Source organism: Bacillus sp. UNC438CL73TsuS30 (genome assembly GCF_000482325.1).
Classification (GTDB): Bacteria; Bacillota; Bacilli; order Bacillales; family Cytobacillaceae; genus Neobacillus.
On record NZ_KI535296.1, the window covers coordinates 351,562 to 371,807 of the forward strand.

Annotated in this window: 22 protein-coding genes and 1 other RNA gene; 19 read left to right on the forward strand and 4 right to left on the reverse strand. The window is 39.3% G+C overall.

The genetic code is table 11. The features are described 5' to 3' along the window. Nucleotides 1-8 precede the first annotated feature (8 nt). The 9 genes from tpiA to ssrA all read left to right on the forward strand — a co-directional run bounded on the left by tpiA (nt 9) and on the right by ssrA (nt 9,501). Nucleotides 9-770: a triose-phosphate isomerase gene (gene tpiA / locus M028_RS0123265; protein ID WP_026575982.1), complete on the forward strand. Its 762-nt coding sequence runs from the start codon at nt 9-11 to the stop codon at nt 768-770. Continuing rightward, entirely contained in the window at nt 763-2,295 is a 1,533-nt protein-coding gene (gene gpmI, locus M028_RS0123270) for a 2,3-bisphosphoglycerate-independent phosphoglycerate mutase (RefSeq protein WP_026575983.1), read from the forward strand. Before tpiA ends, gpmI begins: the two co-directional genes overlap by 8 nt. Nucleotides 2,296-2,322: 27 nt before the next feature. Continuing rightward, nucleotides 2,323-3,621, forward strand: coding sequence for a phosphopyruvate hydratase (gene eno, locus M028_RS0123275; protein WP_026575984.1), 1,299 nt, complete (start codon nt 2,323-2,325; stop codon nt 3,619-3,621). A gap of 173 nt (nt 3,622-3,794) precedes the next feature. Continuing rightward, the gene (locus tag M028_RS30915) at nt 3,795-4,427 is read left to right on the forward strand and encodes a M28 family peptidase (protein ID WP_231510881.1); all 633 of its coding nucleotides are present in this window, start codon (nt 3,795-3,797) and stop codon (nt 4,425-4,427) included. Between the two features lie 207 nt (nt 4,428-4,634). After that, nucleotides 4,635-4,868, forward strand: coding sequence for a preprotein translocase subunit SecG (secG, locus tag M028_RS0123285; RefSeq protein WP_026575985.1), 234 nt, complete (start codon nt 4,635-4,637; stop codon nt 4,866-4,868). Nucleotides 4,869-5,209: 341 nt separating this feature from the next. After that, nucleotides 5,210-5,956, forward strand: coding sequence for an alpha/beta hydrolase (locus tag M028_RS0123290; protein WP_026575986.1), 747 nt, complete (start codon nt 5,210-5,212; stop codon nt 5,954-5,956). 69 nt (nt 5,957-6,025) lie between these two features. Next, nucleotides 6,026-8,332: a ribonuclease R gene (gene rnr / locus M028_RS0123295; protein ID WP_442852805.1), complete on the forward strand. Its 2,307-nt coding sequence runs from the start codon at nt 6,026-6,028 to the stop codon at nt 8,330-8,332. A 209-nt stretch (nt 8,333-8,541) separates the two neighbouring features. Then, entirely contained in the window at nt 8,542-9,009 is a 468-nt protein-coding gene (smpB, locus tag M028_RS0123300; RefSeq protein ID WP_026575988.1) for an SsrA-binding protein SmpB, read from the forward strand. 157 nt (nt 9,010-9,166) lie between these two features. After that, nucleotides 9,167-9,501: a transfer-messenger RNA gene (gene ssrA, locus M028_RS32340) on the forward strand. A 337-nt stretch (nt 9,502-9,838) separates the two neighbouring features. Here the strand turns inward: ssrA and M028_RS0123305 are convergent. Next, nucleotides 9,839-10,246, reverse strand: a complete 408-nt coding sequence (locus M028_RS0123305; protein WP_026575989.1) for an LAGLIDADG family homing endonuclease — start codon at nt 10,244-10,246, stop codon at nt 9,839-9,841. Between the two features lie 284 nt (nt 10,247-10,530). On the opposite strand from M028_RS0123305, the gene M028_RS0123310 reads away from it, so the two are divergent. Next, entirely contained in the window at nt 10,531-11,580 is a 1,050-nt protein-coding gene (locus tag M028_RS0123310) for an acyltransferase family protein (RefSeq protein WP_026575990.1), read from the forward strand. 86 nt (nt 11,581-11,666) lie between these two features. Continuing rightward, a complete protein-coding gene (locus M028_RS0123315; protein WP_026575991.1) occupies nt 11,667-12,269 on the forward strand; it encodes an undecaprenyl-diphosphatase in 603 nt (200 codons plus the stop codon). A 38-nt stretch (nt 12,270-12,307) separates the two neighbouring features. On the opposite strand, the gene M028_RS31665 is transcribed toward M028_RS0123315, so the two are convergent. The 3 genes from M028_RS31665 to M028_RS0123330 all read right to left on the reverse strand — a co-directional run bounded on the left by M028_RS31665 (nt 12,308) and on the right by M028_RS0123330 (nt 13,693). Beyond that, complete coding sequence (locus M028_RS31665; protein WP_051591214.1) at nt 12,308-12,946, reverse strand: DUF2085 domain-containing protein; 639 nt, start codon at nt 12,944-12,946, stop codon at nt 12,308-12,310. 61 nt (nt 12,947-13,007) lie between these two features. Then, nucleotides 13,008-13,229 (reverse strand): hypothetical protein, encoded by a 222-nt coding sequence (locus M028_RS30925; RefSeq protein ID WP_035424556.1) that lies wholly within the window; start codon nt 13,227-13,229, stop codon nt 13,008-13,010. Between the two features lie 137 nt (nt 13,230-13,366). Then, nucleotides 13,367-13,693: a DUF192 domain-containing protein gene (locus M028_RS0123330; RefSeq protein WP_051591215.1), complete on the reverse strand. Its 327-nt coding sequence runs from the start codon at nt 13,691-13,693 to the stop codon at nt 13,367-13,369. A gap of 279 nt (nt 13,694-13,972) precedes the next feature. Between M028_RS0123330 and M028_RS0123335 the strand changes: the two genes are divergently transcribed. From M028_RS0123335 to M028_RS30935, 8 genes are all read left to right on the forward strand, one after another. Further along, nucleotides 13,973-14,152, forward strand: a complete 180-nt coding sequence (locus tag M028_RS0123335; protein ID WP_026575993.1) for a Flp family type IVb pilin — start codon at nt 13,973-13,975, stop codon at nt 14,150-14,152. Nucleotides 14,153-14,240: 88 nt separating this feature from the next. Continuing rightward, nucleotides 14,241-14,750 carry an A24 family peptidase gene (locus M028_RS0123340; RefSeq protein ID WP_026575994.1) on the forward strand — a complete coding sequence of 170 codons (510 nt, stop codon included), beginning with the start codon at nt 14,241-14,243 and terminating at the stop codon, nt 14,748-14,750. Then, on the forward strand, nt 14,750-15,124 hold the full coding sequence (locus M028_RS0123345) for a TadE/TadG family type IV pilus assembly protein (protein WP_051591216.1): 375 nt from the start codon (nt 14,750-14,752) through the stop codon (nt 15,122-15,124). Before M028_RS0123340 ends, M028_RS0123345 begins: the two co-directional genes overlap by 1 nt. Next, entirely contained in the window at nt 15,125-16,072 is a 948-nt protein-coding gene (locus M028_RS0123350; protein WP_026575996.1) for a TadE/TadG family type IV pilus assembly protein, read from the forward strand. Nucleotides 16,073-16,105: 33 nt separating this feature from the next. After that, nucleotides 16,106-16,693 (forward strand): Flp pilus assembly protein CpaB, encoded by a 588-nt coding sequence (cpaB, locus tag M028_RS31670; protein ID WP_026575997.1) that lies wholly within the window; start codon nt 16,106-16,108, stop codon nt 16,691-16,693. Between the two features lie 6 nt (nt 16,694-16,699). Continuing rightward, the gene (locus M028_RS0123360; RefSeq protein WP_026575998.1) at nt 16,700-17,911 is read left to right on the forward strand and encodes an AAA family ATPase; all 1,212 of its coding nucleotides are present in this window, start codon (nt 16,700-16,702) and stop codon (nt 17,909-17,911) included. Further along, a complete protein-coding gene (locus M028_RS0123365) occupies nt 17,898-19,286 on the forward strand; it encodes a CpaF family protein (protein WP_026575999.1) in 1,389 nt (462 codons plus the stop codon). The genes M028_RS0123360 and M028_RS0123365 overlap by 14 nt, the downstream gene beginning before the upstream one ends. Further along, a complete protein-coding gene (locus tag M028_RS30935; RefSeq protein ID WP_051591217.1) occupies nt 19,283-20,245 on the forward strand; it encodes a type II secretion system F family protein in 963 nt (320 codons plus the stop codon). Before M028_RS0123365 ends, M028_RS30935 begins: the two co-directional genes overlap by 4 nt. Nucleotide 20,246: the final 1 nt, after the last annotated feature.

Here is a 20,246-nt window from a genome sequence, read left to right on the forward strand (position 1 = left end):
GGGTCAGCATGCGTAAACCAATCATTGCAGGCAACTGGAAAATGCACAAAACACTTTCAGAAGCAAAAAGCTTTGCAGAAGAAGTAAAAACATTAGTTCCTGCACAAGACAAAATTGAATCCGTCATCTGCGCACCTGCGTTATTTTTACAAAGCTTAGTGGAAACAGTTAAAGGCAGCGATGTAAAAATTGGTGCTCAAAACATGCATTTTGAAGAAAGCGGAGCCTTTACTGGAGAAATTAGTCCCAAAGCTCTTGCTGATTTAGGAGTGCAATATGTAATTATCGGGCATTCGGAACGTCGTGAAATGTTTAATGAAACGGATGAGTCTGTAAACAAAAAAGTTCTTGCAGCCTTCCATTACAATTTAACTCCAATCGTTTGCTGTGGTGAAACACTTGAACAGCGTGAAAACGGCGAAACAATGAACTTTGTCGAAGGTCAAATTGAAAAGGCGCTAGCTGGTTTAACAGTTGATCAAGTAAAACAAACCGTTATTGCTTATGAACCAATTTGGGCAATTGGCACAGGTAAATCCTCTACTTCAGAAGATGCAAACGAAGTGTGTGCACATATTCGTCAGGTGGTTGCAAAGCAATTTTCGGAGGATGTTGCGAACGCGGTAAGAATTCAATACGGCGGAAGTGTGAAACCTGGCAATATTAAAGAATACATGGCGCAACCTGATATCGATGGTGCTTTAGTAGGCGGTGCCAGCCTTGAAGCACAATCATTCCTGCAGCTATTGGAGGCAGGAAGCAATGAGTAAATCTCCTGTTGCGCTCATTATTTTAGACGGCTTTGGATGCCGTGATGAACAGAAAGGGAATGCTGTTTATCATGCAAAAAAACCGAATTTTGATCGTTATTGGGAAACCTTCCCTCATTCCCATTTAACGGCTTCTGGTGAAGCAGTAGGTCTTCCTGAGGGACAAATGGGAAACTCTGAAGTCGGGCATTTGAATATCGGTGCCGGCCGGATTGTCTATCAAAGCTTAACTCGTGTAAATATTGCAATCCGTGAAGGAGAATTTGAAAAAAATGAAACCTTCACCGGAGCAATGGAACATGTAAAAAAACATGGAACAAGTCTTCATTTGTTTGGATTACTTTCAGATGGAGGGGTTCACAGTCATATCAACCATATGTTTGCTTTATTGAAGCTTGCAAAGGATGAGGGCGTTGAAAAAGTATATATTCATGCCTTCCTTGATGGCCGTGATGTTGGGCCGAAAACAGCGGAAACATATATTCAGCAGACGCTGGACAAAATGAAGGAGTATGGTGTCGGTGAATTTGCTACCATCTCTGGAAGATACTATTCAATGGATCGTGATAAACGCTGGGAGCGGGTTGAAAAATCCTACCGTGCAATGGTTTACGGAGAAGGTCCTTCGTACACAAATCCATTGGAGGTTGTCAAGGATTCGTATGAACATGGCATTTTCGATGAGTTCGTTATTCCATCTGTGATTACAAAAGAAGATGGACAACCTGTGGCAACGATTCAGGACAATGATGCCGTGATTTTCTATAATTTCCGACCAGACCGTGCCATCCAAATTTCAAATACGTTCACGAACGAAGATTTCCGTGCTTTTGACCGTGGTCCTAAGCATCCAAAGGATTTATTCTTTGTTTGTTTGACACATTTTAGTGAATCGGTTGATGGATATGTTGCTTTTAAACCATCAAACCTTGATAATACCCTTGGTGAGGTCTTATCGCAAAATGGATTAAAGCAATTGCGAATTGCCGAAACGGAAAAATATCCACACGTGACATTCTTTATGAGCGGCGGTCGTGAGGATAAGTTTCCAGGGGAAGAACGGATCTTAATTAATTCTCCTAAAGTAGCCACTTATGATTTGAAGCCTGAAATGAGTGCCTATGAAGTAACGGACGCACTGTTAAAAGAAATCCAGGCAGATAAATTTGATGCCATTTTACTAAACTTTGCTAACCCTGATATGGTTGGCCATTCAGGAATGCTAGAGCCAACGGTTAAGGCGATTGAAACGGTTGACGAGTGTTTAGGAAAAATTGTTGATCTTATACTTGAAAAAGGTGGAAAAGCGATTATTACCGCTGATCACGGAAATGCCGATGAAGTCATCACGCTAGAAGGTGAGCCAATGACGGCCCACACAACAAATCCGGTACCTGTGATTGTAACAAAACCAGGTGTAGAATTACGTGAAGATGGAATACTTGGCGATTTAGCCCCAACCATGTTAGATTTATTAGGTGTAAAAAAACCAGCTGAGATGACAGGAACATCATTAGTTAAATAATTAAATTTATTTTTAGGAGAGATACAAATGCCATTTATTGTTGATGTTTATGCACGTGAAGTTTTAGACTCCCGCGGTAACCCTACTGTTGAAGTGGAAGTTTTCACTGAATCAGGCGCATTCGGCCGCGCATTAGTACCAAGCGGTGCTTCTACAGGTGAGTACGAAGCAGTTGAGCTTCGTGACGGTGACAAAGGTCGTTACCTTGGTAAAGGTGTTTTAAAAGCCGTTGAAAACGTGAATGAAATTATTGCTCCATTCTTAGTTGGAGAAGAGTTCAGCGTTCTTGATCAAGTTGGTGTTGACCAAGCTTTAATCGAGTTAGACGGAACTGAAAATAAAGGTAAATTAGGAGCAAACGCGATTCTTGGTGTCTCTATGGCCGTTGCCCATGCTGCAGCGGATTACTTAGATGTTCCTTTATACCAATACCTTGGTGGATTCAACTCTAAGCAGCTTCCAGTACCGATGATGAACATCGTAAACGGCGGAGAGCATGCTGATAATAACGTTGATATTCAAGAATTCATGGTTATGCCTGTTGGTGCGCCAAACTTTAAAGAAGCATTACGCATGGGCGCAGAAATTTTCCATAGCTTAAAAGCAGTTCTAAAAGGCAAAGGCCTTAACACAGCTGTTGGTGACGAAGGTGGATTTGCTCCAAACCTTGGTTCTAACGAAGAAGCACTTCAAACGATCGTGGAAGCAATCGAAAAAGCTGGTTACAAACCAGGCGAAGAAGTAATGTTAGCTATGGATGCTGCATCTTCTGAATTCTACAACAAAGAAGATGGAAAATACCATCTTGCAGGTGAAGGCGTTGTGAAAACATCTGCAGAAATGGTAGATTGGTACGAAGAGCTTTCTTCTAAATATCCAATTATTTCAATCGAAGATGGCTTAGACGAAAACGACTGGGAAGGTCACAAGCTTTTAACAGAGCGTCTTGGCAAAAAAGTTCAATTAGTTGGTGATGACTTATTCGTAACTAATACGAAGAAGCTTGCTGAAGGTATTGAAAAAGGAATTGGTAACTCAATCCTAATTAAAGTTAACCAAATCGGAACTCTTACTGAAACTTTTGATGCGATTGAAATGGCAAAACGCGCGGGCTATACTGCTGTTATTTCTCACCGTTCTGGTGAAACAGAAGACAGCACAATTGCTGACATTGCAGTAGCAACAAATGCAGGTCAAATCAAAACTGGTGCGCCATCACGTACAGACCGTGTAGCGAAATATAACCAATTGCTTCGCATTGAAGACCAATTAGGCGAAACATCTAAGTTTAACGGAATTAAGTCTTTCTATAACTTGAGTAAATAATATAGTTCTTTTTGAATTGAAAACTCCTATAAATGTGATAAAACCTCACATTTATAGGAGTTTTTTTATATCCACCTGTATTTTGTAGGTAGATGTCGAGTAGTTGATACTACTAGACTAAATTTTGTCGAAGTGTAGATATTTCGGAGTAGATCGAATATAAAAGTTTCACCATTGGGGCACACCATGACTCTGTTAAAGGCGGTCCGGGAGCTAATGATGATGCCTCAGGGGTGTCCGCTGTCCTAGAATTAGCAAGAATATTTTCTAAAACTCCGATTGACACAGAAGTTCGATTCCTTACCTTTGGTTCAGAGGAAAGAGGTTTGGTTGGCTCCTCATTCTATGCTGCACAGCTACCAAAGAGTGATGTGGATCGTATGGTTGCCCACTTCCAAATGGATATGATTGGCGGGCGTGATGCAGGGGAAGATAATCCCGCAGGCGGCCTAATCATGTATACAATCGACGGTAAGAAAAATCTTGTTACGGACTTAGGATCCTCTGCTGGTGCAAGAACGATGGATGTAGCGATACCATATGGACAATTAGGTCGAAGTGATCACCAACCATTCCATGAGCTTGGAATTCCTTCAGCACTATTTATCCACTCACCGGTTGAGCCTTGGTATCACCAACCGACTGATACACTTGATAAAATTAGCAAGGAAAAGCTTCAGCAAGCTGCTTCAATCGTGGGAGCTGCAGCTTATCAAATTGCTCGTCCAGATACACCGGCTTTGGTAAATGCACACGTGGCTCCAGGCACGGTTGATTATGATTTTGATGATCGTCCGGTAGATTAATTTGATCAAAAAAACGGCCTAAACTTATGTTTAAGCCGTTTTTTCTCTGTGGGAGCTTCTTTTTTTGAAGTATTTTTAATTTAATATACCTTTTAAATGATTGCATGTATAATCTCCCAAAAGCTGTCATAACAACTCTATTGTGAAAAGGGAAATAATATGGTAAATTTAAGATACTGTGATGCACGTGTAACTGGAGGTGGCCTTATGCATACATTAGTCGTAATCTTATTAGTAATCGTAAGTATCGGACTTATCGCTGTTGTTTTACTTCAATCAGGAAAAAGCGCTGGTTTATCCGGTGCCATATCAGGTGGTGCTGAATCACTATTCGGTAAGCAAAAAGCACGCGGTATCGATCTAATCCTACATCGTATTACCGTTGTTTTATCGGTGTTGTTTTTTGTACTAGCTGTTGCTGTAACCTACTTTAAAGTCTAAACCTGGCTGCCGGCCAGGTTTTTTTGTGCTTTGGGAAGAATTGTTGATATCGATTGAAAAAGTGTCGATATCTGGTCAATAAGTGTTGATATCTTAAAAGTGTCGATATCTGATCAAAAAGTGTTGATATATCTTAAAAAGTGTCGATATCCCTCCAAAAAGTGTTGATATATCTCAAAAAGTGTCGATATCCCTCCAAAAAGTGTTGATATCCGGCTGAAAATTGTTGATATCGCAAAAATAACGCTTTTCCAAGCTCACTGTAAGCCTTTTTTCTGGAATGTTCCCCATCCCATTGCTTAAACTAAGATAAGCTAGAGATTAAGAAGGAGTTTTTACATATGAGAATTACATTACCAAAGCCATTTACCTTTGAAGGAGGAAAAAGAGCCGTTCTCCTGCTTCATGGTTTCACCGGAAATTCCTCCGATGTGCGGATGCTGGGCCGTTTTCTTGAAAAAAAGGGCTATACTTGCCATGCCCCACATTATAAAGGACACGGAGTCCCACCAGAGGAGCTTGTTCATACCGGTCCTAAGGATTGGTGGCAAGACGTACTGAATGGCTATGAATTTTTGAAAAATAAAGGGCACGAAGAAATTGCGGTTGCCGGTCTTTCCCTTGGCGGGGTATTTTCTTTAAAATTGGGTTACACTGTACCTATAAAAGGCATCGTAACCATGTGTGCGCCTATGTATATTAAAAGTGAAGAGGTTATGTACCAAGGAGTTTTAGAATATGCCCGCGAATTTAAAAAACGAGAAGGAAAAACAGAGGAACAAATCGAATTGGAAATGAACGAGTTTGCGAAAACTCCCATGCAAACCTTACGCGCTCTTCAGGAGCAAATCGCAGATGTTCGGGACCACGTTGATTTAATTTATGCTCCAACCTTTGTGGTTCAAGCTCGCCATGACAACATGATCAACACGGATAGCGCCAACATTATTTACAACAATATCGAATCTGTTCAAAAACAAATCAAATGGTTCGAAGATTCCGGACATGTGATTACTCTAGATAAAGAGAAGGAACAGCTTCATGAAGATGTATATGCCTTTTTAGAAACATTGGAATGGAACGATTAAAGCACCCGAAAAGGAGGGATTTGCTTGGAAGATACTATTCAAAAGCATATTGACAAACTTTTGCATTATATGAAAGACGAAGCCTATAAACCGCTGACTGTACAAGAGTTAGAAGCAGCATTTGGAATTCAGGACTCCAGTGACTTTAAGGAATTCGTTAAGGCATTAGTCCAAATGGAGGAAAAAGGATTAGTGGTCCGGACTCGCAGTAACCGATACGGCTTGCCGGAAAAAATGAACCTAATCCGTGGAAAATTAACAGGCCATGCAAAGGGCTTTGCCTTTGTGATTCCGGATGAGCCGGGAATGGACGATATTTTTATTCCTCCAAACGAAACGAACACGGCCATGCACGGCGATACGGTATTAGCCCGCGTGTCATCAGAGAGCTCCGGTCAGCGCCGAGAGGGCAGTATTATCCGGATCATTGAACGAGGAATTCAGCGAATGGTCGGAACCTATGTGGAAAGTAAAAGTTTTGGTTTCGTGATTCCGGATGATAAAAAGTTTGCTAGTGATATTTTTATCCCGAAAGCTGCTTCAAAGGGAGCAGTGGAAGGACATAAGGTAGTGGTAAAATTAACTACCTATCCAGAGGGACGCAAAAGTGCCGAAGGGGAAGTCATTGAAATTCTTGGACATAAAAATGACCCGGGAGTAGATATTCTCTCGATTATCCACAAGCATGGCTTACCAATGGCCTTTCCGGAGGATGTCCTGGAGCAGGCAAATGAAACACCGGATACGATTGACGAGAGTGAACTGGAGAACCGACGTGATTTACGGAACGAAACCATAGTCACGATTGACGGTGCAGATGCAAAGGACCTCGATGATGCCGTAACTGTTACGAAACTTGAAAATGGAAACTATAAGCTTGGTGTACATATTGCGGATGTCAGTTATTATGTGAAAGAAGGATCACCGATTGATGTAGAAGCTGAGGACCGGGCAACAAGTGTTTATTTAGTAGACCGAGTAATCCCGATGATCCCTCACCGGCTTTCAAATGGAATTTGCTCGTTGAATCCAAAAGTGGACCGCTTAGTTCTTTCTTGTAATATGGAAATTACCTCTGAAGGCCAAGTGGTGGATCATGAAATTTTTCAAAGTGTCATCAAGACAACAGAGCGGATGACTTATTATGATGTTAACCGAATTTTGATTGATAAAGATGAGGAAACAAGAAAACGTTATGAACCGCTAGTTCCAATGTTTGAGTTAATGGAAGAACTGGCTGCGATTTTACGCGATAAAAGAATGAAACGGGGCGCCATCGATTTTGATTTTAAAGAATCGAAGGTATTAGTCGACGAGGAAGGAAATCCAACAGATGTGGTTCTCCGAGAACGTTCCGTTGCCGAGAGATTGATTGAAGAATTTATGCTAGCGGCAAATGAAACAGTTGCGGAACATTTTCATTGGATGGAAGTTCCATTCATTTACCGTATCCATGAAGATCCGAAGGAAGATAAGCTACGGAAATTTTTCGAGTTTATCACCAATTTTGGCTATATTGTAAAAGGTACAGCAAATGAAGTGCACCCGAGGGCCCTTCAAGAAATTATTGAAGAGGTTCAGGGAAAGCCTGAGGAAATGGTTATTTCAACGGTGATGCTGCGCTCAATGCAACAAGCGAAGTATGACCCGGAAAGCTTAGGGCACTTTGGTCTTTCAACGGAATTTTATACCCATTTCACCTCACCAATCCGCCGTTATCCGGATACGATTGTCCATCGCTTAATTCGCACGTATTTGATTGAAGGTAAGCTGGATGAAGCGACAAGGGAAAAATGGAATGCCCAGCTTCCGGAAATTGCAGCCCATTCATCAAGGATGGAGCGCCGTGCCGTTGATGCAGAGCGGGAAACGGATGAATTGAAGAAAGCGGAGTACATGGAGGACAAGATCGGGGTTGAGTATGATGGAATCATCAGCTCGGTCACCAATTTTGGGATGTTTGTTGAGCTTCCAAATACCATCGAGGGACTTGTTCATGTCAGCTATATGACGGATGATTATTACCGTTTTGACGAACGCCATTACGCGATGATTGGCGAACGTACGGGTAATGTGTTCCGTATAGGTGATGAAATCACGGTTCGAGTTGTGAAGGTGAATAAAGAGGAGCGCTCGATTGATTTTGAAATCGTCGGGATGAAGGGAACACCACGCCGCGAACGATCAGAGGCACCGAAGGTCTTTAAGACCGGCAGTGATACCAATAAACCTCGTAGAAACAAGCAGCAGGGCGACCGCAATCAAAAGTCAGGTGAAGGCGGCCAGGGCGGCAACGGTTCGAAGTCGAAAAAGAAGCGAAAATTCTACGAAAATGTGCCGAAAAACAAAAGTACAAAGCGGAAAAAGAGAAGATAATTTTTTGTGGAGGCTGTCGTAAAAGGTCAATTCAACGACTTTTTAGACGGCCTTTTTGAATACAAGTTTTGAATAAACCAGGTTCGCAGATAAAAGTGCTAATACCGCAGATAAATTTCCAAAAGGTTTTTAAAACCACGTCAAATACTCGTTTCAATTGTACAGCCCTCCAAATTCTGCTACAATTTAAAGGAAAAAGAGGTGAAACTATGCCAAAAGGTGAAGGAAAAGTTGTTGCACAAAACAAAAAAGCATATCATGACTATTTTATCGAAGAAACCTACGAAGCCGGAATTGTTTTGCAGGGAACGGAAATCAAATCGATCCGCGCTGGTAAAGTAAACTTAAAAGATGCTTACGCAAGAATTCAGAATGGTGAAGCCGTATTGTTTGGGATGCATGTAAGCCCATATGAGCAAGGAAATCGTTTCAATCATGACCCGTTAAGAACACGGAAGCTTCTGCTTCATAAAAAGGAAATTAACAAGCTTCTTGGAGAAACGAAAGAAGTGGGCTATGCATTAGTACCATTAAAGCTTTATTTGAAAAATGGCTTTTGTAAGGTTTTAATTGGCCTTGCAAAGGGTAAGAAAAATTATGATAAGCGTGAGTCTCTGAAACAAAAAGAAGCAAAGCGTGAAATTGAGCGTGCCTTCCGCGAACGTCAAAAGATGTAGTTTACAAATACTTACAATTGAATTTTTCTCTCAGTGTGTTATAATAAGTTTGTCGCTAAGGAGCGACGAAAACTTTTGCTCTTAACTAATTCTTGAGCACCCGAACGTCTGCTAAAATCTTTCATTAGATTTTAAGCTCATTTTATAATGGGGACGCTACGGATTCGACAGGGGTAGTTTGAGCTTAGGTTGCGAGTCGAGGGGATCGGCCTCGTTAAAACGTCAAAGCCATAACTGGCAAAACTAACAACAACCTCGCTTTCGCAGCTTAATACTGCATAGCGGTTCCTCCCTCCATTGCCCATGTGGTAGGGTAAGGGACTCACTCTAAGTGGGCTACGCCGGATTCCACCGCCTGAGGATGAAGGAAGAGAACAACCAGGCTAGCTGACCGGACGCCTGTCGACAGGCATATGGATTAGCGAAGCGCCAATATGTCGACTACACTCGTAGAAGCTTAAGTGCCGATATCTTTGGACGCGGGTTCGATTAGTAATTAGTCGCCTTGTGTGGTAACACACAAGTGATAATCCGGCTTTATCGGTGAAACCTAAGTCGCATAAATGCGATAAGGCAATGCCGAGCGGTATGTGGAGTAATCTAACAGCCGTGTATCGACTTATAGGCTGCCATGATGAGAGTGGTAGTACTAGGATGCGAATCCTCACCTAAAAGGTAAATTTATGGTTCGCATAAGACGCCGGAGGACCTGTAAGATTGCAGGTTCAAGATATAGTCAGTGCCATGACGAAAGCATGGAAACGCACGTCCCGCCGTCTCCACCATACATAGGTGGATACAAGACTAGCATAAATAATGCTGGTCTTTTTTATATTTCAAAAAATTTTTCCTCAAAGTCTATTTTCTTACCTAATAATTCTGTATTGTACTTTCCATTCCTAGGAGTCACCTTTTCATAATTCTTGAGTATCCAAAGTGCTCTTTTTCGTTTTTTATCTACTCTTAAATAAGGAGAGATTTGTCTTAATATCGATAAAACATCATCTTTATTCTTTATATTTAATGTGAAGGAATTTTTATGCCGTTCTGGATTATAGTTCTTTTTGGTATTGAGTATTCCACGAGTTAAAGTCTGAACATAAATTAATAGTTCTTTATCTGTTGAAGCAATTGAAATACATGGTCTTCTATATTCATTTTCATGCATTCTGGTTAACGAAATAGAACCTTCACCATCAATTATGCCAGCAATATAAGCAGCTTCCCAACCTTCCATTGTGGTGCACCCCTTCTAAAAAAATAGAAACATACGTTCTATTTTATGTTAATACTAAAGCTACAAATTTTCAACTATCTTACAGTCTTGGAAAATCATCCGAATTTAGAAATTCCTTTCTTTCATTATTTGTCCTAACTTTATAAATCAGGTCATTCGTTGAGGGAATATCCTCCTATATTTCCTCGAATTTTGCCCTTTTGTTCTATTGAAGGATATTTTGGGGTTCGTTATAATTAATAAATGTCGAGAAGTGTCGAAAAAAGTTATTGAAGGAGGTATATATGATAAAACAACGTATACCATGGTTCGATAACGTAAAAGGCCTCTTAATATTTTTAGTAGTGTTTGGGCATTTTATTGAATCATATCGAAATCATTCACATCCGGGAATCATTCTATATCTTTACAATGTAATTTACTTTTTTCATATGCCATTATTCATTATGGTGAGTGGGTATTTCTTTCGTCCGCAAAAATTTGAACGGATTATACAATTAATTTCAGTGTATTTAGTTTGGCAAATTGCCAATGGCTTTTTGCAAAAATTAATCCAAGATCATACGCTAGTCAACTTATCGCCTGATGGGCGAATTTTAGATATCTTTGACCCTTACTGGACGCTCTGGTACTTACTTGGAATCGTCGTTTGGAGTATTGTAACACCATACTTCCTGCGCTTGAGGTACCCTATCATCATATCGCTTATTTTTGCTGTAGCCATTAGTTATGTTGACCATGTCCCAACCTGGTTCTCAATGAGAAAGTTAGTGAATTTCTATCCATTCTTCTTAATTGGCTATAGCCTTGCGAAGAAAAATGTTCTCATCAGCCTTAGCCAAAGGGAAAAAATTTGGAAAATACCACTACGTTGGGGAGCCTTATCGATCGTGGCCGTATTCCTTGTTTTTATGATCTTTTTTAACCAATTGCCATCAGGAACAGAATTTTTATTTTTACGAAGCTCCTACAGCTATTTTACTTGGTCAATCTTAAAGGGAGCAGTTATTCATCTAGCTTACTATGGAGTTGTTGTCGTCCTTTCCATATCACTTATGCTGCTTGTTCCAAAGGAAAAGAAACTCGTTTTCTTTAATAAACTCGGAGTAAATTCCTTGTTTATTTATTTGATTCATACAAATATTGTCCGAGTATACCGTGTAATAGCACCAGAGCAGCTTGTCAGCCATAAAGGATTTGTCATTTTGGGAGCCATCCTATTTGCTTCAATTGTCTGCTGGCTGCTGACAAGAAAGTTTATTCTCAATCTATTCAAGCCAGTTATTTTGCCACGTTTAAATTGGATGATGAAGCAAAAAGAAGCCCACTCATAAAATGTTTTGCCATTTTATGTCCAGGAAGGTATACTATTTTGGTGGAAAACTGTTTTATTAAATAACTTTAGGTTGGGAGTAGGAAAATGTCTCAATTAAATATTGAAGCGTTTCGAGCGATTAATAATCTCGGAAGAGACCATTTGTTTTTAGATCCAATTGCCGTTTTTCTTGCGGAATACATGCTATATTTTTTAATTTTAGGAATGTTAGTTTATTGGTTTACTAGAACTGATAAAAACAGAATGATGATTATCCTGTCCGTTATTTCTGTAGTAGTGGCTGAGGTCATCGGAAAAATTGCCGGTAAGCTTTATTCGCATTATCAGCCGTTTGCCGAGCTGCCGCATGTTAATAAGCTTGTAAGCCATGCTGTAGATAATGCGTTTCCGAGTGACCACTCGATTATCTTCTTTTCGATTTGTTTTTCAATCCTGTTGGTTCGTAAAAAAGAAGGCTGGTTATGGATTATTCTGGCCTGTTGTGTAGCCATCTCCCGTGTAATGGTTGGCGTGCACTATCCTCTGGATGTATTGACAGGTGCTCTTATTGGAATCATTTCTGCTTTGTTTGTTTACTTGATTGCTCCGAAGCTTTCTATCTTAAACAAACTGCTTGCTATTTATGAAAAAGCAGAAGGTGTCATTTTGCAAAAATCGAAATCAGGCGACAAACATAAAAACTTTTAATGAAAAAGGGCTGAAACTTTTAAGTTTCAAGCCCTTTTTTAAGTTATCGTTAAAATCCATGAATGCAGGATGGATAGGATGGATAGAAAGGTTAAACTTGCAAATACCGAAAAAAACCATCTTAAATACTTGGAGCCCGTTCGTGAAAATAAAAATGATGCGCATAAACTAAACCAAATAACCACTGTCACAATGATGAACCCGTCCAACAAATAATAGGGCATTACTCCCCCAAAAAACGCCACGCCTAAAATGACACTAATCATAATTGGCCAATACAGATCCTTGCTTTTCATGATAACAGCCTCACTGGTCTCCTCAAGGCATTTTACAGAAAGCAGGGGATAGAGAAAGTAAGGCAAAATCAGCCCAAAGCAAATACCTGTTAGTAGTCTTCGGATATTGCTTGATTCAAATAAATGCAAATAGGACCCCAACCCGTCAATCATCAATGGAACGAGAAACAACAAAAGTAAAAAGCTTGTTTTTACAGAAGGGATGGTTAAGCTTTTTTTCCTCTTAGTAAAATGCAAATAAATAAGGGATGAAAAGATCCCGATATAGATTCCTGTATCTCGGGCACAAACAGACAGTGTTTCACCGGAAGCATGGAGTGAACGTTCCTCAAGCTGATGACAAATCGCTCTTCCTAAAAAATGAAATAATTCTTGAACCATTATTGTTACCCACTCCTAAAGAAAAACCCAATCCACAAGGTGAATTAGGTTCTAAAATGATTTAATATCCGGACATAAAGGCAGGACTAATTGAGAGCGCGGATGCAGCAAACCAGCAAATACAACTTAAGACAATGGAGACAATTCCGACGATCAAGCAAGTTTTTCCAACTTGTTTCTTATCAGGTCCCTGATCATTCAACCATATGATTCCTAAAATAATACCAACGACAGGAATGAAAAAGGACAAAATGTATAGCAGGGCTTTAAGACCACCTGACATCAGCCTTCACCTCCATTAGTTTATGGAAATTTTCACATATGAAAATGTATGTTATGGAGAGGGGGATTTTGTCTGTCCATGATTTAAATTTATATTTTCGTTTTAGAGGCAAAAAAAAAGAGACAGCATCTGTCTCTTTAAAGTGATAGGATATCTCCCTGCTTTAGGCCTAATTGTGAAATTGCCCCTGCTGGAAGTTCAATAACGGAGTAGGCTTCCTTGATGGGCTTTACAAAACTCCAAGGTTTTAATCTTTCAACCACTTTTACAATTTCTCCTTTATAGCTTAGAAATACGGCATCGATTTCAAAATGCATGAAACACATATGGATTGAATTACAAGGGGAAATCCATAATCCTTCCTCAATTAACTGTTCTTTTCGAAACATTAATCCTTTTAGTCTAGCAAAAAAAGAATCTGCAAGCTTAATAGAAAAAGGGATGGTTTTAATTAATGGCTCCATTTTATACTCTCCTATCATTCAATTTGTTCGATATATTGAATATACAATAAGAATAATTTGTTCTCAATAATGAAAAATGTTGAATGATGTCGTTTTTTATTTAGAACAAAAAATAGGAAAAACTATTTACATTTTGGGACAATGGTACTATTATTAACTCAAGAGTTGTTCATTAAAAAGAACAAACAACAGGAAGATATAGAACAAATAGGTTGGAGGTATTGTTCGATACAGTGAACTAATCTTAAAAACTAACAAAATATATAGGAGGAATGAAACATGTTGAAAAAAATTAAAAATCTAGTAGTACAAGAAGAAGGACAAGCATTATCAGAGTATGGATTGATTATTGGTTTAGTTGCAGTTGTTGTTATTGGTGCAGTGACTGTACTAGGAACTCAAATCAAAACTGTATTTAATAGTATTGTTACGGCAATAGGTGGAAAAGCAGCATCATAAAAAAGTAATAAAAACCAGCAATCATTAAATTTCAACTGAAGCCCTGCTTGTATAAGTAGGGCTTATCCCTTAAAAATTGAGGTAAATTATGATGATAATAATAGTTTTAGTGATCATGTTATTAATTTCACTTATTACGGATATAAAAAATAGAAAAATCTTAAATAGTGTCACTTTACCTTCAATATTAATTGCTTTCCTTTATCATTTAATTTCAAATGGGTTTGGTGGACTTCTATTTAGTGGAAAAGGATTTCTTGTTGGACTGGGATTACTTATCATTCCTTATTTATTAGGTGGTATGGGAGCGGGTGACGTAAAACTACTGGCAGCAATTGGGTCCCTAATGGGAACTATCTTTGTTTTTTACTCATTTATATACACCGCCTTAATCGGAGGAGCTATTGCACTCGTACTAATTATTAAGAAAAAAGGTTTTATCAACATAATTAAATCCACATTATTCAATGTAGTTTTTTTCAGAAATGATCTTGGATCGATGATTATTGCAAAAGATAAAGAAAGTATTATCTCCTTTCCTTATGGGGTGCCCATTGTGTTAGGCACTTTATGTACGCTTGTCTGGGGTGGATTTTAATGAAATCAGAAAAAGGTCAATCTCTGGTAGAATTTGCACTGATTCTGCCTATTTTAGTGTTATTGTTATTCGGAATTATTGACTTTGCAAGGGTATTTCATGTGTATTTGACCATGGATCATGCGGGAAGAGAAGCAGCACGTGCAGCAAGTATTGGTAAAGATGATAGTACAATCAAAAGTACAGCTGTTTCCGATGCATCAAGCATTGGCCTAACAGCAGATAAAGTAGGAGTTACTCCTTCCGGAACAAAGGCATCTGGATCAAATGTAAGTATAACAATTAATTATCCTATTACATTTCTTACTCCTGTTATTGGAGATATTGTTGGACCAATAACATTAACAGATACCACTGTAATGAGGGTGGAATAAATGAAAAGATTTTTAAGCTTGTTAAAATTGCGAGATGAAAGCGGTACGTCCTTAGTAATAGTGGCTATTTCAATGGTTGCTCTTCTAGGTTTCACTGCTTTAGTGATAGATGGCGGTAGGCTTTATTTAGAGAAGAGCAAGTTAAAAAAGGCTGTTGATGCGGCTGTTCTAGCAGGAGCTCAGGGATTAACAACAAATCAGGCGCGGGCAATCGAAAATGCTGAAGATGTTTCACAAAAAAATGGCTATCCACTAAAAAAAGACAATTTAACCTTAACAAATGATTCTATTAAGGCGATTAAGCAAATTAATGTTCCACTTACTTTTACGAGTGTATTGGGAATAAATAATGCAGATGTTAGTGCTACAGCAAAAGCGGTTGTTACTCCCTTAAAATCCGCTAAAGGAATCGCCCCGATTGCAGTAGAGAAAAGCGCAGTTCCAGATCAAACAAACATCACTTGTGGCAATGTAGAAAATGAATCGGGAAAAAATAGCCCTGGAAATTGCGGGTTTCTTAGTATAGATGGAAACGGAGCGCCATATGTGGAAGATGGAATTAAAAATGGCAGCCAAAAGATTGTTTCAATAGGTGAAAAAGTTTTTACAGAAACAGGTGATATGAATGGACCCATTAAAAAGGCAGTTGAAACTGACTCTGACTCTTTAATTAATAGCGACAAAGACAAAGAGTGGTGTCAGTCTGCAGCTACAGCTGATAATACTTGTAAACGAGTAATTTATATCCCTATTATTGATTCCTGGGAAGGTATAAATGGTAAAAAACAAGTTGAAATAATAGGTTTTGCTCCCTTTTGGGTCAAGGAATATGAGAGTCAAGGTAAAAACAAAAGCATCGTAGGACAATTTATTAGTTCCGTCACTACGGGGGAAAAAGGTGAATCCGGTGGCTACAATTATTTAAAAGGCGTCAAGCTTGTAGAGTAATACTGGAAAGTCGTTGAAATAGGGGAGGACATTATGAACACAAAAAAAATATGGATTATTTCATTACTCTTGGGGATTGGGGTAGCAGGTATTGCATATCTATCGGTATTCTCAAAGGGGAAAGTCCCAACAACAACAACTGTAGCGGTTGCTCAGAATAACGATGAGAAAAAAACAGATGAGGAACAAGCGAAAAAAGAAGAAGCGCTAAAAAGGGAATTCACTAATCCGCTCGTCGATGTAAGTAATGGCAAAAGGGCAATCTCGATCAATGTTGACCCAGCTCAAGGGGTTTCAGGGTATATTGCCCCGAATTCCAAAGTTGATGTAATTGCCTACGGAACGAAAAAAGATGATAAAACGAAAAAAGAATATAGATCAGCTGTGCTTGTCCTTGAAAATGTAAAAGTCTTATCTTCCGGTAAATCCAGTGACAACAAGGAAGAAGCCCTCCATTATGAAACCGTTACATTAGAGGTTACTCCAAAAGAAGGCGTGATGCTTAGTTTAGCGGCCAAAGATAAGGATGGGTTCTATTTAATGCTTAGAAATACAGAGGACACAGATATAGGAAAAGTCGGCCTTAAGCAAACTAGAGAAGTAATCAAAGAGGGGGATTAAATCGAAATGAACATAAACTGGGTTTATTTTTCTGATACGAATACGCCTCCAGGAGAAATAAAATCACTTTTAGAAAAGAAGCAGTTTCGATTAACTGCGACCAACGAGATTGATAGACTCCGATCCCTTTTAATTGAGAATAATCAATCTGTATTATTTATAAAATCTCATACACTTTACAATGTATTTGATTTTTGTCAGGAAATATCCGTTCTTTACCCGCATGTTTATATCATCTTAATTGTACCTGATAACTTAGAAAACCTAAAAAAAGCAATGCTGATGGGGGCTTCGGATTCCTTGCGTTCGTCGTACACTCAGGAAGAACTGAATGATGCAATTGAGCATGCAAAGAAATATATGCAGCATCGAGCAAAGAAGGACCAAGGCTTTGTCAATTTAATAAAAGAAAAAAGTAAAGTGATTGCCGTTACCAATCCAAAGGGCGGCGTGGGCAGGACAATTGTAACCGTTAATCTAGCTGTAGCGTTCGCAAAAATGGGGAAAAAAGTTGCTGTAATTGATGGAAACCTCCAATTTGGTGAGGTGGCCATGTATTATAATATAAAACCGAAAAAAACGATTTATGAATGGGTAAAGGAAGGATATGGCCGCGAACAATATTCAATCAACCAATATATGACCGCTGTTGAGGGCAATGTCTCGATTCTTGCCGCTCCTCCCCGTCCAGAGTTCTTTGAAGGAATTTCAGAGGATCATATGAAAGCAGCCGTCAACGAAGCAAAGAAACTATTCGATATTGTCTTAATTGATATGCCGGTACACATTTCAGAATTTCATCTCCGATTCCTTGATTTAGCAGATGAGATCATACTAGTAACGCAAAACGATGTTTCCGTTTTAAGATTAAATCAACTCTATTTAGAGATGTTAGAATCAATTAACTTAAAAGATCGCGTAAAACTAATTTTGAACCGTTCTGTAAAGAAACAGGGACTCGATGTAAAAAAAATTGAAGCAATCTTAGGCTTAAATATCTTTTTCACCCTGCCAGAACAAGTAAATATAGCGTCCTCCTCGATAAAAACAGGGCAGCCGTTTATTCTCTCGAACCCACGGAGCCAGCTTGGGAAGGCTGTTTTAAAGCTTTCAGAGAAGCTAACCGATCAAAAAATTGGTGAGACTAAGAAATTAAAAAAAGTAAAACGCTGGTCTCTATTTGGAAAGAGAGGAGAACAAAGGAATGTCACTATTTAAACGGTATAAAGAGGAAGCAGCTGCAACCATTACACCAAATACATCAAGTACACCAAGTATACAAAGTAAACCCATCAAAGAGGTCCAAGAGTCTCCGGCTATAAAAAAATCACAGGAATTTTGGAACATTGAAGCAAGTCTTCACAATTATCTAGTAGAAGAGTTGAAAAAGTATCCCAGTCAGAATAAAGAGCAGGAGAAAATGAAAATAGAGGAATTAGGAGAAGCCTTTTTTAATGAAGAAGGTGGTAGATTAACCTTTGAGGCAAAGCAAGAAATTTTTGAATACGTAAAGGATGAATTGCTTGCTTATGGTCCGATAACTCCTCTGTTAGAGAACCCATTAATTAGTGAGGTCATGGTCAATAGTTATGATGAAATTTATTATGAACAAAACGGTAAGATTACAAGAAGTAATGTAAGCTTTATGGATGACCAGCATGTTATGCGGGTAATCGAGCGAATTGTCGCACCCATAGGTCGTCGTGTCGATGAAAGTTCTCCGATGGTCGATGCCCGCCTGCCAGATGGATCGCGTGTAAATGCAATTATTCCTCCACTTGCTTTAAAGGGTCCAAGTTTGACGATTCGGAAATTTTCAGATACCCCTTTTACCATCAAAGATTTAATCGAATTTGGAACGGTAAGTGAAGAGATGGCAGAATTCCTCGAAATTTGTGTTAAGTCCAAGCTTAATATTTTTATCAGTGGTGGTACAGGCTCTGGGAAGACTTCAACCTTAAACGTTCTCTCTTCTTTTATACCAAATCGAGAGCGAATTGTTACCATCGAAGATGCAGCAGAGCTTAAACTTCATCAGGAACATATTGTTTCGCTCGAATCCCGCCCTGCGAATATCGAGGGAAAAGGACAAATTACGATTCGCGATTTAGTCAGGAACTCGCTGCGGATGCGGCCTGACCGGATAGTAGTTGGGGAGGTTCGTGGAGCCGAAGCACTGGATATGCTTCAAGCAATGAATACGGGTCATGACGGCAGCTTAAGTACTGGGCACGCTAACTCCCCTAGAGATATCCTTTCCCGCTTGGAAACCATGGTGTTGATGGCAGGCTATGAGCTTCCTGTCAGGGCAATCCGTGAACAGATTGCCAATGCCATCAATTTGATTGTTCATCAGTCAAGATTAAAGGATGGTACGAGAAAAATAACCCATATAACGGAAGTACTGGGAATGGAAGGCGATACAATCGTTCTTCAGGATCTGTTTTTATTTAAAGAAAAGGGACATAATGGCGATGGTCTGATTCAAGGAAGCTTTATTAGCACAGGTATCAGGCCAAAGTTCACAGAGCAGCTTGAATTGAATGGATACTCCTTGCCTGCCTCCTGGTTTGTTGGAGAGTGGTTTAATTGAAATTAGTCATCGAAATGGTCTTTGTATTTTTAGTCGTTAGTATTTCGATGTATCTTATCTTAAGTGGGTTTTCAAAAAAGAGGAGAATGAATCACCGAATCAAGGAGTTTTTGCCAGTTTCGCAAGCGGAAGAGGATGAAAGTAAGAAAGAAAAAAGACCACCGTTTTCTAAACAGTTTATTCTTTCTCTATCAAATATTTTTAAGAATGTTCAATTTAGCAGGAAAACAGAAAAAATGCTAGTAGAAGCTGGTAGTGGATTAAGGCCGGAAGAGTTTTTTGCGTTGAGAATTTTAGGCTCTGCCGGTTTCGGACTATTCACAGCTTTCCTAGTCCTGCCATGGTTTCTTTCTGCCATTGCGGTAATTATTGGATATGCCATTCCCCATTATTTTATGAAACAAAAACGAAAAAAACGGTTAAATCGGTTGTCCTATCAGTTAATCGAAGTCTTGGGGATGATGGCTAATTCCATGAGGGCAGGCTTCAGCTTTATGCAGGCAATGCAACTTGTTGGTAAAGAAATTCCAGACCCGCTTGGTCCAGAATTTGAGCGGATTGTCAGACAGGCCGGACTTGGGATGCCACTAGAGGATGTATTTGAAGAATTAATTGACCGATTACCTAACAAAGAATTGGAAGTTGTCGTTCAGGCCATTCTTGCACAAAGGAAGAGCGGCGGAAATCTTGCTGAGCTATTGGAAACAATGGAAGAAACAATTAGAGGCAGAGTCCGAGTGCTTGAAGAACTAAATACTTTAACAGCACAGGGAAGAATGTCATCTTGGATTATCACCTTACTGCCGGTTGGACTTGGCTTATATTTAGCGTTTGTCAGCAAAGATTATTTTTCACCGATGCTGCATCATCCATTGGGATGGGCAATGCTAACAGTAGGCAGTGTCTTCATCATTATTGGGTGGGTGGTAATCCAGAAAATCATCCGAATTGAGGTGTAGG

Bases quoted from the DNA above. Each gene is read 5' to 3' on its own strand.
- M028_RS0123335 (WP_026575993.1), top strand. From the start codon at position 13,973: ATGTTGAAAAAAATTAAAAATCTAGTAGTACAAGAAGAAGGACAAGCA.
- M028_RS0123350 (WP_026575996.1), top strand. From the start codon at position 15,125: ATGAAAAGATTTTTAAGCTTGTTAAAATTGCGAGATGAAAGCGGTACG.
- M028_RS31665 (WP_051591214.1), bottom strand. From the start codon at position 12,946: ATGGTTCAAGAATTATTTCATTTTTTAGGAAGAGCGATTTGTCATCAG.
- M028_RS0123310 (WP_026575990.1), top strand. From the start codon at position 10,531: ATGATAAAACAACGTATACCATGGTTCGATAACGTAAAAGGCCTCTTA.
- rnr (WP_442852805.1), top strand. From the start codon at position 6,026: ATGAAAGACGAAGCCTATAAACCGCTGACTGTACAAGAGTTAGAAGCA.
- M028_RS0123305 (WP_026575989.1), bottom strand. From the start codon at position 10,246: ATGGAAGGTTGGGAAGCTGCTTATATTGCTGGCATAATTGATGGTGAA.
- M028_RS0123330 (WP_051591215.1), bottom strand. From the start codon at position 13,693: ATGGAGCCATTAATTAAAACCATCCCTTTTTCTATTAAGCTTGCAGAT.
- cpaB (WP_026575997.1), top strand. From the start codon at position 16,106: ATGAACACAAAAAAAATATGGATTATTTCATTACTCTTGGGGATTGGG.
- M028_RS0123340 (WP_026575994.1), top strand. From the start codon at position 14,241: ATGATGATAATAATAGTTTTAGTGATCATGTTATTAATTTCACTTATT.
- M028_RS0123315 (WP_026575991.1), top strand. From the start codon at position 11,667: ATGTCTCAATTAAATATTGAAGCGTTTCGAGCGATTAATAATCTCGGA.
- M028_RS0123360 (WP_026575998.1), top strand. From the start codon at position 16,700: ATGAACATAAACTGGGTTTATTTTTCTGATACGAATACGCCTCCAGGA.
- smpB (WP_026575988.1), top strand. From the start codon at position 8,542: ATGCCAAAAGGTGAAGGAAAAGTTGTTGCACAAAACAAAAAAGCATAT.
- tpiA (WP_026575982.1), top strand. From the start codon at position 9: ATGCGTAAACCAATCATTGCAGGCAACTGGAAAATGCACAAAACACTT.
- M028_RS30925 (WP_035424556.1), bottom strand. From the start codon at position 13,229: ATGTCAGGTGGTCTTAAAGCCCTGCTATACATTTTGTCCTTTTTCATT.
- gpmI (WP_026575983.1), top strand. From the start codon at position 763: ATGAGTAAATCTCCTGTTGCGCTCATTATTTTAGACGGCTTTGGATGC.
- secG (WP_026575985.1), top strand. From the start codon at position 4,635: ATGCATACATTAGTCGTAATCTTATTAGTAATCGTAAGTATCGGACTT.
- eno (WP_026575984.1), top strand. From the start codon at position 2,323: ATGCCATTTATTGTTGATGTTTATGCACGTGAAGTTTTAGACTCCCGC.
- M028_RS0123290 (WP_026575986.1), top strand. From the start codon at position 5,210: ATGAGAATTACATTACCAAAGCCATTTACCTTTGAAGGAGGAAAAAGA.
- M028_RS0123345 (WP_051591216.1), top strand. From the start codon at position 14,750: ATGAAATCAGAAAAAGGTCAATCTCTGGTAGAATTTGCACTGATTCTG.
- M028_RS0123365 (WP_026575999.1), top strand. From the start codon at position 17,898: ATGTCACTATTTAAACGGTATAAAGAGGAAGCAGCTGCAACCATTACA.